The sequence below is a fragment of the Pseudomonas putida genome, from assembly GCF_002741075.1.
In the GTDB taxonomy this organism is placed as follows: Bacteria; Pseudomonadota; Gammaproteobacteria; order Pseudomonadales; family Pseudomonadaceae; genus Aquipseudomonas; species Aquipseudomonas putida_T.
Genome location: NZ_CP016634.1, coordinates 2,950,233 through 2,962,279, shown reverse-complemented (window position 1 = coordinate 2,962,279; position 12,047 = coordinate 2,950,233). Strand labels below are relative to the sequence as shown.

The 12,047-nt window shown below is 63.2% G+C and carries 11 protein-coding genes and 1 pseudogene; 6 read left to right on the top strand and 6 right to left on the bottom strand.

Translation table 11 applies throughout. The features are described from left to right. Positions 1-42: 42 nt before the first annotated feature. On the bottom strand, positions 43-825 hold the full coding sequence (locus tag IEC33019_RS13760) for an IclR family transcriptional regulator (protein WP_070093318.1): 783 nt from the start codon (positions 823-825) through the stop codon (positions 43-45). Between the two features lie 198 nt (positions 826-1,023). On the opposite strand from IEC33019_RS13760, the gene hmgA reads away from it, so the two are divergent. The 4 genes and pseudogenes from hmgA (at position 1,024) to IEC33019_RS13740 (ending at position 7,016) form a co-directional block, all read left to right on the top strand. Further along, positions 1,024-2,325: a homogentisate 1,2-dioxygenase gene (gene hmgA / locus IEC33019_RS13755; RefSeq protein ID WP_070093317.1), complete on the top strand. Its 1,302-nt coding sequence runs from the start codon at positions 1,024-1,026 to the stop codon at positions 2,323-2,325. 3 nt (positions 2,326-2,328) lie between these two features. Continuing rightward, positions 2,329-3,621, top strand: a complete 1,293-nt coding sequence (fahA, locus tag IEC33019_RS13750; protein WP_070093316.1) for a fumarylacetoacetase — start codon at positions 2,329-2,331, stop codon at positions 3,619-3,621. Between the two features lie 12 nt (positions 3,622-3,633). Further along, positions 3,634-4,263 carry a maleylacetoacetate isomerase gene (gene maiA / locus IEC33019_RS13745; protein WP_070093315.1) on the top strand — a complete coding sequence of 210 codons (630 nt, stop codon included), beginning with the start codon at positions 3,634-3,636 and terminating at the stop codon, positions 4,261-4,263. A gap of 213 nt (positions 4,264-4,476) precedes the next feature. Next, positions 4,477-7,016, top strand: a pseudogene (locus IEC33019_RS13740) (autotransporter outer membrane beta-barrel domain-containing protein). 18 nt (positions 7,017-7,034) lie between these two features. On the opposite strand, the gene IEC33019_RS13735 reads toward IEC33019_RS13740, so the two are convergent. After that, positions 7,035-7,841 (bottom strand): SirB1 family protein, encoded by an 807-nt coding sequence (locus IEC33019_RS13735; RefSeq protein ID WP_070093313.1) that lies wholly within the window; start codon positions 7,839-7,841, stop codon positions 7,035-7,037. A 124-nt stretch (positions 7,842-7,965) separates the two neighbouring features. On the opposite strand from IEC33019_RS13735, the gene IEC33019_RS13730 reads away from it, so the two are divergent. Then, complete coding sequence (locus IEC33019_RS13730) at positions 7,966-8,985, top strand: Leu/Phe/Val dehydrogenase (protein ID WP_070093312.1); 1,020 nt, start codon at positions 7,966-7,968, stop codon at positions 8,983-8,985. 104 nt (positions 8,986-9,089) lie between these two features. Here IEC33019_RS13730 and IEC33019_RS13725 read toward each other — a convergent pair whose 3' ends face one another. Beyond that, a complete protein-coding gene (locus IEC33019_RS13725; protein ID WP_070093311.1) occupies positions 9,090-9,353 on the bottom strand; it encodes a YebG family protein in 264 nt (87 codons plus the stop codon). Positions 9,354-9,593: 240 nt separating this feature from the next. Between IEC33019_RS13725 and IEC33019_RS13720 the strand changes: the two genes are divergently transcribed. Further along, positions 9,594-10,064, top strand: coding sequence for a phosphate-starvation-inducible protein PsiE (locus IEC33019_RS13720; RefSeq protein WP_043207367.1), 471 nt, complete (start codon positions 9,594-9,596; stop codon positions 10,062-10,064). Between the two features lie 3 nt (positions 10,065-10,067). Here the strand turns inward: IEC33019_RS13720 and IEC33019_RS13715 are convergent, their stop codons facing one another. The 3 genes from IEC33019_RS13715 to IEC33019_RS13705 form a co-directional block, all read right to left on the bottom strand. Further along, on the bottom strand, positions 10,068-10,370 hold the full coding sequence (locus IEC33019_RS13715) for a DUF3509 domain-containing protein (RefSeq protein ID WP_070093310.1): 303 nt from the start codon (positions 10,368-10,370) through the stop codon (positions 10,068-10,070). A gap of 126 nt (positions 10,371-10,496) precedes the next feature. Further along, entirely contained in the window at positions 10,497-10,844 is a 348-nt protein-coding gene (locus tag IEC33019_RS13710; protein WP_070093309.1) for an HPF/RaiA family ribosome-associated protein, read from the bottom strand. 197 nt (positions 10,845-11,041) lie between these two features. Next, complete coding sequence (locus IEC33019_RS13705) at positions 11,042-11,917, bottom strand: helix-turn-helix domain-containing protein (protein ID WP_099593634.1); 876 nt, start codon at positions 11,915-11,917, stop codon at positions 11,042-11,044. Positions 11,918-12,047: the final 130 nt, after the last annotated feature.

Genomic DNA, 12,047 nt, shown 5'->3' with positions numbered 1-12,047 from the left:
GCAGCCACATCGGGGATTAGAGACAGCATCTCAACGGTTGAGCTATGCCTGTGGTTCATACCCCATTCGCCTGCTGACGGCTCCCGTCGCCGCCAGCAGGCGTTTCGCCGCAGGTCCTTGCTCGTCGGCATGGAAGATCGATGTCGGACCGACTACCGTCATCACGGCGGCGATCTGGCCCATGGCGTTGAACACCGGTGCCGACAAAGCATCCACCCCGGGCATCAGCAAACCATGCACGTGGTGCAGGCCGCGTGCTCGGATTTCTGCCAGCAGGGGCTCGTAGTCGCTGAACACCTGGTTCATCGCAGCCAGTTCCTGTTCGCGCAATTGCAGTGTTTCGCGCTCCGGCAGATGAGCGGCGAACACCAGGCCTGTGGACGAACTGAGCAACGGCAGAACCGAGCCGATCTGCGTGACCACTGTCACTGCGCGTACCGCAGGCTCGATGCTCACCACCGTCGCCCCTTGGTTGCCCCATACGGCAATGAAGCAGCTCTCGTTGAGCTCATCGCGCAGTTGCGACAGTGGCAACGCCGCGACTTTCAGTACATCGATGCTGCCCAGCGCCGCCATGCCCACCCGCAATGCCTCACGCCCCAGCCCATAATGGTTGGTGGCAGGGTCCTGCTCGGCGAAGCCGCTGGCGATCAGGGCCTGCAGGTAGCGGTGCACCTTGCTCGCCGGCATGTCTACGTGTTCGGCCAGTCGCGACAGCGAAGTGGATGGGGAGAGTTCGGCAAGGGCCTTGAGAATGTCGGTGCCGACTTCCGCCGAGCGGACCTTCTGCTTGCCGTTGTCGGCAGGGGAGCTGGCTTTGGCCATGGGGTTGGGCATCCAGGGGAGACAGGTGGGCGTCTTTATAGCTTGACGCCTTTCGGCAATCAAATTACGTTATTCGTAATCTGATTACGACAAAAACAATGCAGACGCGCTGCAACGCCTGGAGTACTCACCGGAACGCCCCGGACAGGGCCAGCAGCCAGCTGCCAGCAACGGCTCTCATCGAGCCCGGAGGCACCGATGAATCTCGATTCTTCCCCTGATCTGCAGTACCTGAGCGGCTTCGGCAACGAGTTCGCCAGTGAAGCGCTGCCTGGCGCCTTGCCGGTCGGGCAGAACTCCCCACAAAAAGCCCCCTACGGCCTGTATGCCGAACTGCTCTCGGGCACCGCGTTCACCATGGCCCGCAGCGAGCTGCGTCGCACGTGGCTGTACCGCATTCGCCCGTCGGCGCTGCACCCACGCTTCGAGCGCCTTGAGCGCCAGCCACTGACCGGCCCGCTAGGCGCGATCACGCCCAACCGCCTGCGTTGGAGCCCGCAGCCGATCCCGTCCGAGCCTACCGACTTCATCGAAGGCTGGCTGCCGATGGTGGCCAACTCGGCGTCGGAGAAGCCCGCCGGCGTGAGCATCTATATCTATCGCGCCAACCGCTCCATGGAGCGTGTGTTCTTCAACGCCGACGGTGAGCTACTGCTGGTGCCGGAGCAAGGTCGCCTGCGCATCGCCACCGAGCTGGGGGTGATGGAGGTCGAGCCGCTGGAGATCGCCGTGATTCCACGGGGCATGAAGTTCCGCGTCGAGCTGCTCGATGGCCAGGCCCGTGGCTACATCGCCGAGAACCATGGCGCGCCACTGCGCATCCCGGACCTGGGCCCGATCGGCAGCAATGGCCTGGCCAATCCGCGTGACTTCCTGACCCCGGTGGCGCACTACGAAGAGGCCAGCGGGCCCGTGCAATTGGTGCAGAAGTTCCTCGGCGAGCACTGGGCCTGTGAGCTGCAGCATTCACCACTGGACGTGGTCGCCTGGCACGGCAGCAACGTGCCGTACAAGTACGATCTGCGTCGTTTCAATACCATCGGCACGGTCAGCTTCGACCATCCCGATCCTTCCATCTTCACCGTGCTGACCTCGCCGACCAGCGTCCACGGCATGGCCAACATGGACTTCGTGATCTTCCCGCCACGCTGGATGGTGGCCGAGAACACCTTCCGTCCACCCTGGTTCCACCGCAACCTGATGAACGAGTTCATGGGGCTGATCCAGGGCGCCTACGACGCCAAGGCCGAGGGCTTCCTGCCCGGCGGTGCTTCGCTGCACGGTGTGATGAGCGCCCACGGGCCAGACGCCGAGACCTGCGACAAGGCCATCGCCGCGGACTTGGCGCCGCACAAGATCGACAACACCATGGCATTTATGTTCGAGACCAGCCAGGTGCTGCGTCCGAGCCGTCATGCTCTCGAGTGCCCGCAGTTGCAGGCTGACTACGATAGTTGCTGGGCCACCTTGCCGAGCACCTTCAACCCGAATCGGAGATAACCCATGAATCAGACCGCCATCGCCCGTAGCTGGGTCGAGCACGCCAACGGGCACAGCGACTTCCCGTTGCAGAACCTGCCCCTGGGCATTTTCAGCCGTCCAGGCCAGGCACCACGTTGCGGCGTCGCCATTGGTGACGCGATTCTCGATCTGGAAGCAGTGCTCGCCGCCGGCCTGTTCGACGGCCCGGCCAAGGTCGCGGCCCAAGCCACCTGTGGCGGCGCGCTGAATGCCTTCTTTGCCTTGGGCCGTGAAGCCCGGGTGGCCCTGCGTGAGCGCCTGCTGGCGCTGTTGGGCGAGCACAGCGAGCATCAAGCGGCCTTGAAAGCTGCCCTTTACCCCGCCAGCGAGTGCCAACTGCACCTGCCGGCAAAGATCGGCGACTACACCGACTTCTACGTGGGTATCGAGCACGCCAAGAACGTCGGCAAGCTGTTCCGCCCGGACAACCCGTTGCTGCCCAACTATAAGTACGTGCCCATCGGTTACCACGGCCGCGCCTCGACCATCCGCCCGTCCGGCACCGACGTGCGCCGCCCCAAGGGCCAGACCCTTCCGGCCGGGCAGACCGAGCCGAACTTCGGCCCCTGCGCGCGTCTGGACTACGAACTGGAGCTGGGCATCTGGATCGGCCAGGGCAACGACATGGGCCAGTCCATCCCGGTGAGCGACGCCGCCGAGCACGTGGCCGGCTACTGTCTGCTCAACGATTGGTCGGCGCGCGATATCCAGGCCTGGGAGTACCAGCCACTGGGCCCGTTCCTGTCCAAGAGCTTCATCACCAGCATCTCGCCGTGGGTGGTCACCGCCGAAGCCCTGGAGCCGTTCCGCTGCGCCCAGGCGCCGCGTCCGGAAGGCGATCCGCAGCCACTGCCTTACCTGATGGACAAACGCGACCAGGCCGCTGGCGCCTTCGACATCGAGTTGGAAGTATTGCTGCTCACCGAGCGCATGCGTGAACAGGGCCTGCCAGCCCACCGCCTGACCCTGAGCAACACCCGCAGCATGTACTGGACCGTGGCACAGATGGTCGCGCACCACAGCGTCAACGGCTGTCAGCTGCAGCCGGGCGACCTGTTCGGTTCGGGCACGCTGTCGGGTGCCGCGCCCGGCTCGTTCGGCAGCCTCCTGGAGATCACCGAGGGCGGCAAGCATCCGGTGGAACTGGCCAGTGGCGAGGTCCGAAAATTCCTTGAGGACGGCGACGAGATCATCCTTCGCGCCCGCTGCACCCGCGACGGCGTGGCGAGCATCGGCTTCGGCGAGTGCCGCGGCAAGATCATCTCGGCCAACTGAGAGGGCGGGGCGATGGAGTTGTTCACCTATTACCGTTCCACTTCCTCGTACCGGGTACGCATCGCCCTGGCGCTCAAGGGCCTGGATTACCAGGCCCTGCCGGTCAACCTGCTCAAGGGCGAGCAACGTGGCGCGCAATACCTGGCGCTCAACCCTCAGGGCCGGGTGCCGGCTCTGCGCACCGATGGCGGCGAGCTGCTGGTGCAGTCCCCGGCGATCATCGAGTACCTCGAAGAAGCTTATCCACAGCCCGCCCTGCTGCCCGTTGGTGCCGAGGCGCGGGCCAAGGTTCGGGGCGTGGCGGCGATCATCGGCTGCGATATTCACCCGCTGCACAACGTCAGCGTGCTCAACCAACTGCGTCAGTTGGGCCATGACGATACCCAGGTCAACCAGTGGATCGCCCACTGGATCGGCCAGGGCCTGGCGGCGGTAGAGCCGTTGATCGGTGAGCGAGGCTTCTGCTTCGGTGATGATCCTGGGCTGGCGGATGTCTACCTGATCCCGCAGCTCTACGCCGCCGAGCGATTCAATGTCGACCTCAGTGGCTATCCACGTATCGCCCGTGTGGCCGCTCTGGCGCAAGCCCACCCGGCCTTCGCCAAGGCCCACCCTTCCTGCCAGGCGGATACACCGGCCTGAGCCCCGCTCCGAAAGGGCGCGGCTCGATTGCACAGGCCATCACGCGGGCTGCTCAGCGGCGCCCGCGTGAATCTGCATGGATTTGGCGTCTCTGTACTGAATTAGCCATGAAAAATGGCGACAAGTTCTCAAAAACCGCTTAGCAGTCCGCGCAAGTGGAACGCATGTGCTAAATCCAATGCTGCTATTGAAAGCAAGCCATGGGTTCGCCTTATGCGTACGAAACGCTTCTATTCACAATGCCAGCTGCTCGGCATGGGAGTTGTGTCTCTTCTCAGTGTGGCGGTGCAACAGGCACACGCGGCGTGCGCCTTTACGCCTGGCCCTGGTGATGACGCTTTCGTCTGCGACAGCGGCACCAGCGCGACTGGGCTCACGGACCTGCAAGGTAACAACACACTGACGTTCCCCGCCGGCGGTACCGGCACCCTCAACGGTAACGTGGTCACCGGGCCGGGGGCGGATGCGATCAACATGGAGTCCGGAACCCTCGTCGGGTCAGTCACCCAGGGCGATGGGGCGGATCGATTCCGTATCAGCGCAGGCACCGTGACCGGCGCTGTTTCCCAAGGCAATGGTATCGATGATTTTGTCATGACCGGTGGACAGATCGGTTCACTTGCCCAGGGCGACTCGCGCGACACCTTCCTGATGACCGACGGTGTCATCGTCGGTGCGTTCGAAGACGGGGATGTGGCGCGGCAGACCGGCGGCACCATTGGCCGGGTCGACATGAAGCTGGACAAGAACATCTACGACATGTCCGGCGGCACGATCCGTGGCAACCTGGTCACCGGTTTCGATATCGACACGATCACCGTCTCGGGCGGAACCATCGGCGGCAACATCAGCACCAGCGGCGGGGATGATCACATCACGGTCAGCGGTGGCGTCATCGATGGCGAAATCCGCGCCAGTGTTGGCAACGATACCTTCACCTGGCGCGAGGGCGGGCAGATCAACTCGGCCGTGTTGATGGGCGATGGCAACGATACCGCGCTGCTCAGCGGTTTGAGCGAACGCCTGCTGGCTGCCACACCCTCTGTCGATGGGGGGCTTGGCAATGACCGGCTGACCTTCGACAACACCGTCTCCGGCGGCCCCGCTCGTTACTGCGGGTGGGAAACCGTCAATCTCGACAATGGCTCGCACTTCGACTTGGCAGGGCATTTCGTGCTGGGTGATAGCGCCAGCAATACGGGCACGTTTTCTATCGACGACAGCAGCGTGTTGGCGGTAACCCAGGGTGACTCCGACCGTTCACTGCCGGCCGAGAGGCCACGCTGGTCAACGCCGGCATCATCGATATGACCACCGGCAGCGCCAGTGCCACGGACGTCCTGACGGTGCATGGCAACTATGTCGGCTCCAATGGCCTGTTGCGGCTTCAGACGCAGCTCGGTGACGATAGCTCCGCCAGCGACAAACTTGCGGTTTCCGGCGGAGCGATCACCGGTCGGACCCAACTGGTGGTGAGCAATCTTGGAGGACATGGCGGCTTTACCCGCGACAATGGGATCGAAGTCGTACAAGCGCTCAATGGGGCGGTCAGTAATGCCAATGCCTTTGCCCTTCGAGGACCAGTCTCCGCGGGCGCGTACCAGTACTACTTGTTCAAGGGCGGAGTGACAGCCGGTTCGGAAAACAACTGGTACCTGCGCTCCTCGGTGGTCGCCGTACCGCCGGCTACGGAGCCTTCCGATCCATCGTCCCCCGCGCCGGACCCGGCTGAAGTCTCACCACAGCCTTCGGACACCACGCCGCCTCTGCCTACGCCGGTCCCTGGCGCTGAGCCGATCCCCCTGTACCGACAGGAGGTGCCGGTGTACTCGGTGGTGGTGCCCGCCGCGCAAGTGATGACCCTGCAAGCACTGGGCACCTTCCACGATCGTCAGGGGGAGCAAAGCCTGTTGGGCAAGAACGGCCTGGGTGGTTGGGGCCGTGCCTATGGCAGTGACTTCGACAAGCGCTGGTCAGGCACCGTGTCGCCGAGTTTCGACGGCTCGATCAAGGGGTATCAGGTGGGCCACGATCTGTTTGCCGCGAAAACCAACGCCGGATATGTCCAGCGTGCGGGTGTCTTCATCGGCCAGAGCCGCCTGGACGGCGACGTCAAAGGCTTCTCCGAGGGCTTCCAGGATCATCGCTCTGGCCGGGTCAAACTCGACGGTGACAACTACGGCGCCTACTGGACCCTGACTGACCCAAAGATCGGCTGGTACGTGGACCTCGTGGCCATGGGCACACGCCTGGATGGGGATAACAAGTCCGACCGTGGTGTGAAGATGGACAACCGCGGCCATGCCTTGGCGTTGTCCGCCGAAGCCGGCTATCCCATCGCCGTATCCGAGCATTGGGTGGTGGAGCCGCAGGTGCAGGTGATCAATCAGCAGATCGACATGGACAGCCAGCACGATGGCATTTCCAAGGTGTCCTACGATGCCCAGGATTATTGGACCGGTCGCTTGGGCACGCGCCTGAAAGGGCGCTACGTGGTGCAAGGCACGCCGATCGAGCCCTATGTTCGCGTCAATGCCTGGAAGACCTTCGGCGGTCACGACACGGTGACCTACGACGATGTCGATCGGATCAAGAGTGATCACAAGTCAACGTCCGCTGACCTCGGTGTCGGGGTCGTGGCGACCTTGTCATCGACGGTCGGTGTATACCTCGCGGCGGACTACAGCACCAACCTGGACACCAACGACCTGGAAGGTGTCAGTGCCAATGCAGGGATCAGGATCAGTTGGTGATCGCAGCCTGAGGCCCTGTCAGTGAAGCGAGCGCTTGGCCGGTGGCAAGTGGCCAAGGCGTTCGCTCAATTTCAAACGCTGGATGGGGTCGTCGGTCAGGAGCAGGGCATGCTCCAGGTCGTAGCGCTCGGCCTGGGGGCAATCCAGGTGCTGGTAGAGCGTGGCCCGGGCCAGGTAGTCGCTGGCCAGCACCGGGCCCAGTTGCATCACCCGTTCGGCGTCGATCAGGGCAGCCAGGTCGTTTTCGTTGCTGCTGTGCAGGTGGCGCAGGTTGCGCGACAGACGCTGGAGCATCTGCATGGGCGCTGCGCTGTGCATGTGTTCGGCGCTCAAGGGGACATGGGGGCCGAACTGGCGGGCCAGCAGCTCGCGGCAGTCGGCGGGGTACAACCGTCGACCACCGCAGGGGTCGAGCAGGTGGTCGGCTCCGGGCACGCGCAGCAGGAAGTGGCCGGGGAAGTTCACCCCCTCCAGAGGGATCGACAAGCGTCGCGCCAGTTCAAGGGCGAGGATGGCCAGGGTCAACGGCTGGCCGCGACGGCGCTGCAGGACTTTGTCCATCAACGCCACCTGAGGTCGCAAGGGGTGGTATTCATCCTGCGCGAAGCCCAGGGCACTGAGTTGGCGCAGCAGTGGTTGGGCCAGTTCGTGGAGCGGCAGCATCGGCAGGTTGGCGCTGATTTCTCGCTGCAAGTCGTGCAACTGGGCGAGGCTCGCCGCCGGCTCTACGGTCCGGTCGTGCTCGGCCGCTATCCACAGCGTTGCTTCCAGCAGGGCGACAGGCTCGCGATCCAGGCAGGCCAGGCAGGCTTGGCGTGGGTTCATGGGCACTCTCCGCATACGCTTATCTTTTAGCCTTGGCGCGTGCTTTCGTCCAGTGGTCCGCCAGGGGATCGCAGCTTGATGGCCTGCCTATACTGGTAGGAGCACCTCTCGGGGGAGCCCGTCGATGTTCGCGCTCATGCAAAGCACTCGCACCCAGTCCCTGCACCTGTGCATCGATCCGCCCACAGGCCTCAAGGCCGTCGTGGTCATTCACAGCGAGCAGTTGGGCCCGGCCATGGGCGGCTGTCGGTATCTACCCTACGCCGATGACGAAAGTGCCATGACCGACGCCATCCGTCTGGCCCAGGGCATGAGCTACAAAGCGGCCCTGGCGGGCTTGCCGCTGGGCGGCGGCAAGGCCGTGATCGTGCGTAATCCCCATGTGGAAAACCGCGCCGCGTTGTTCGAAGCGTTCGGTCGCTTCGTCGATTCGCTGCAGGGGCGTTTCATCACCGCCGTGGACAGCGGCACCTCGACCCTGGACATGGACTGCATCGCCCAGACCACGCCTCATGTCACCAGCACAACCGCTTCGGGTGATCCATCACCCCACGCGGCCATGGGGGTGTTCGCGGGCATTCGCGCTACGTCCATGGCACGCCTGGGCAGCGATAACCTGGAAGGGCTGCGCATCGCCGTGCAAGGGCTGGGCAATGTCGGCTATGCCTTGGCCGAGCAGTTGCATGCTGCGGGCGCGGAGCTGTTGGTCAGCGACCTCGACCCCGGGCGAGTGCGCCTGGCCGTGGAGCAGCTAGGGGCGCATCCTGTGACCAACGACGCGCTGATCAGCACGCCCTGCGACATCTTTGCGCCCTGTGGCATCGGGCCGGTGCTCAACGGCCAGAGTGTGATGCAACTGCGCTGCGCAGCGGTGGCGGGAGCCGCGAACAACCAGCTCACCACGCTGCAGGTGGCGGACCAGTTGGAAAAGCGCGGCATCCTCTATGCACCGGACTACGTGATCAATGCCGGAGGCCTCATCTATGTGGCACTGACCCACCGTGGCGAGGACCTGGGCACCATCACCGCGCACCTGGCGCGCATTCCGACGCGGCTGACCGAAGTGTTTGCCCATGCCCAGGCGGAGAAGCGTTCGCCAGCGCGGGTGGCGCAAACACTGGCGGAGCGGTTGCTCTACGGATGAGCGCTGAAGCTGCTGATTGATGCAGACAATTCATGCCATCGGCTGCGCCAGTGTTCGCGGGTAAACCCGCTACTACGAAGCCGGTGCGGCGCTTCCAAACGCTATCACTCGGCAGCACCGCCCTCGAGCAACTCGGCCAAGGCATCTGGCTGGTTCTTGAACGCCCGGGCGAACACGTCGCGGTTCTTGGCCATGTAGATACCGGCTTCCTCGACCTGCTGTTCACTCAACGATGGCACCGCCTTTTGCAGCACCTCGGCCAGGCGCTCGGCCAGTTCGAGCATCTTGTCGTGACGGTCTGCTTCGGCCTTATCCATGAACAAGCGCTCCGGATCGCGGCTGCTGCGATACACCACTTCGACGGCCATTCATCACCTCTGTGCCTTTTTGCTGTTGGGGTTAGGGGTTTACTGTATTTATATACAGTACTCGCTTAGGCCACCGGGATGCAACTCACAGGATGGCCTTTTCCTTTCAGAGCCTAGCCCACAGGTGTCTTGCGGCAATCGGTCGCCTTCCAAGGCAGAGGCCTGGCCTTTTTACTGCATGGCACAAGCGTCACAGAGGTGACGCATCATCCTTCAGCGCGTATCGGGGAATCGAACATCGTGAATATCAAATGGGCAGAAAAACTGCGCAAGGGCCTGCATGGCTCGGCCGACTCGCTGGGCAATTTGTGCGTCGAGGCGTTTCACTACCTGGCATTGTTCGGTATTGGCGCCATCACCGCCTATGCGGCGGTGGTCACATTCCTGGACATGTTGGGCAAGGGCGGGGTCAGCGTCGATGACATCTTGCTGCTGTTCATCTACCTGGAGCTGGGGGCGATGGTCGGGATCTACTTCAAGACCAACCACATGCCGATCCGCTTCCTGCTGTACGTGGCAATCACCGCGCTGACCCGTCTGCTGATCGGCGATGTATCGCATCACAAAGCACCCGATGTCGGGCTGCTGTACCTGTGTGGCGGCATCCTGTTGCTGGCGTTTTCGATCCTCGTTGTGCGCTACGCCTCGTACCGCTATCCGTCCACCAAGGTGCTGGATGCCAACGGTAAGGAAGTCGAGGACGGCAAGTAGCGCTCAGTTGGCTATGCCAGCGACAGGGATGCGGCGCAGGTCCCGGCGCGGGGCGTGGGTGAGGGCTGCCAGGACTTCCAGCGGGTTTTGGCCCAGCTCGATGGCCAGGCCCAGGCGAATGCTGTCGATCACGCGCTGCAAACGCTGCGGATCATTGCGCTGGACGGCGCTGATCAGGCGTTTGGCGACCACGCCGCTGTCATCGGAGAGGGTGAGCATGATGCTGCCGTCCAGGCGTTCGATGCTCAAGTTGACCCGGTATTCGGGGGCGAAGGCGTCGCTGATCTGGTCGAAGGGATTGTTCATGATCGGTCGGTCTGCAATGAATGACTGCAGAGGTTGACCGGAGGATCGCAGGGTTGGTTCAGGGCCACTGATCGGTGGACATGAAAACGCCCGGCATTGCCGGGCGTTTTGATTCGATCGCAGGGTTCAGGCTTCAGGGTCGCTCATCTGAAGGACTCCGCGTTTGCTGCGCAACTTGCCGTAGAAGTGGTCCAGCGCGTTGTTCAGCTTGCTGGCGGCGCCATCCACAGCCTGGTCCAGGGACGTGGCGGTGTGGGTCACGGAAATCGGTTGATGGCCTTTCGGGCGAGCCTCCATCTGGCAGCGTTTGTCATGCGGGCCGGGCTTGGTGCCATTCTCGTCACGCAGGTGGACCTCGATGCGGGTGAGGTCGTCCTCGTAGCGTTCGAGCGTGCTTTCAAGCGTGCTGCGAACCCACTCGTTGAGCCGGATGTTGCCTTCGATGTGATTGCTGCTGTTGACCTGGATTTGCATGATTCAATCCTTATTCAGCTTGCTCGCAAGAGACGCGCCTAGGCCTTTGAGGCCCTTGGAATTTCTTCGCCTCTTGACCCTAAAGTCAGCCAACGGCGAAACGAAATCAAGCCCCTTTTGAAAATAAATTTTCTGTTGCAGTTCGACCCTGGAAAATTGCCACCATCAGATTTTCATGGGCGAAGTGTGTGAACCGATCAACCGCGAAAGGCTGCCCGGTAGTCTCCGGGCGTCGCGCCCAGCGCCTGGCGGAAGCGATTGCTGAAGTGGCTGGCGCTGGCGAACCCACACAACAGGGCCACCTGGCCTAGCGGCATCTGGCCCTGGCGCAACAGTTGGCAGGCCCGGTTGAGGCGGCGCGCCAGCAGATACTGGTGGGGCGGTAGCCCGAAGCTTGTACGGAACATGCGGGCGAAGTGGTATTCGGACAGGTTGCAGCGTACGGCGAGCTCGCCCAGGGTCATGGGCTGGTCCAGGTGCGCCTCGATGTAGTCCATCAACTGTCGACGCTGGTGCGGTGCCAGGCCGCCTTTGAGGCGAAGGCCCTGGCGCAGACCTGCCTGGCTGAGCACGGCGTGGTCGATGATTTCATGGGCCAGGCTGCTGGCCAGCAGGCGTTCGCCGGGCTCGTCCCAGTCCAATGTCACCAGTTGGCGGAAGCGTCGGGCCTGATGCGGGTCATCGAGAAAGGTTGCCTCCTGCAACTGCATCTCTCGCGGTTCACGGTCGAGCAGGCGAATGCAGCCGAGGGCGAACTGTTCTTCGCTGATGTACAGGTGGGCCAGGCGGATCTGGCCGTTGACCACCCAATTGGACTCGTGACCTGCGGGCATGATGCACAGTTTGTCCGGCGCGCCCTTGTCCGCCGGGCGCTGTCGTCGGAAGGTGCCGGTGCCGTCGGCGATGTAGCACGACAGGGTATGGTGACTCGGCGCCTGGTAGTCGCGGGCATCGTCGCGATTGCTCCACAGCGCTGCGGCCAGGCCGTCGCCCAGGTGCGCGCTCAGTTCCAGCCGGGCGTTGGGCGAGGCGTGCATGGCATTGAAGACTTGCAGCTGGGTCAGTGGGGTCATGGGCGATTCCTCTGTCGACATCCTACTGCGTGGCGTTCGGGCTGACAGCTGCGCAAGTGGCAAATGCGCAAGTTTGTGCAAGCGCAGGGAGCGGGGCGGGTGGAGACTGAAGATCACGGGGAACTCTGCG

What these genes read in the sequence shown, in the direction of transcription:
- IEC33019_RS13760 (WP_070093318.1), bottom strand. Translation starts at nt 825, where the DNA reads ATGGCCAAAGCCAGCTCCCCTGCCGACAACGGCAAGCAGAAGGTCCGC.
- hmgA (WP_070093317.1), top strand. Translation starts at nt 1,024, where the DNA reads ATGAATCTCGATTCTTCCCCTGATCTGCAGTACCTGAGCGGCTTCGGC.
- fahA (WP_070093316.1), top strand. Translation starts at nt 2,329, where the DNA reads ATGAATCAGACCGCCATCGCCCGTAGCTGGGTCGAGCACGCCAACGGG.
- maiA (WP_070093315.1), top strand. Translation starts at nt 3,634, where the DNA reads ATGGAGTTGTTCACCTATTACCGTTCCACTTCCTCGTACCGGGTACGC.
- IEC33019_RS13735 (WP_070093313.1), bottom strand. Translation starts at nt 7,841, where the DNA reads ATGAACCCACGCCAAGCCTGCCTGGCCTGCCTGGATCGCGAGCCTGTC.
- IEC33019_RS13730 (WP_070093312.1), top strand. Translation starts at nt 7,966, where the DNA reads ATGTTCGCGCTCATGCAAAGCACTCGCACCCAGTCCCTGCACCTGTGC.
- IEC33019_RS13725 (WP_070093311.1), bottom strand. Translation starts at nt 9,353, where the DNA reads ATGGCCGTCGAAGTGGTGTATCGCAGCAGCCGCGATCCGGAGCGCTTG.
- IEC33019_RS13715 (WP_070093310.1), bottom strand. Translation starts at nt 10,370, where the DNA reads ATGAACAATCCCTTCGACCAGATCAGCGACGCCTTCGCCCCCGAATAC.
- IEC33019_RS13710 (WP_070093309.1), bottom strand. Translation starts at nt 10,844, where the DNA reads ATGCAAATCCAGGTCAACAGCAGCAATCACATCGAAGGCAACATCCGG.
- IEC33019_RS13705 (WP_099593634.1), bottom strand. Translation starts at nt 11,917, where the DNA reads ATGACCCCACTGACCCAGCTGCAAGTCTTCAATGCCATGCACGCCTCG.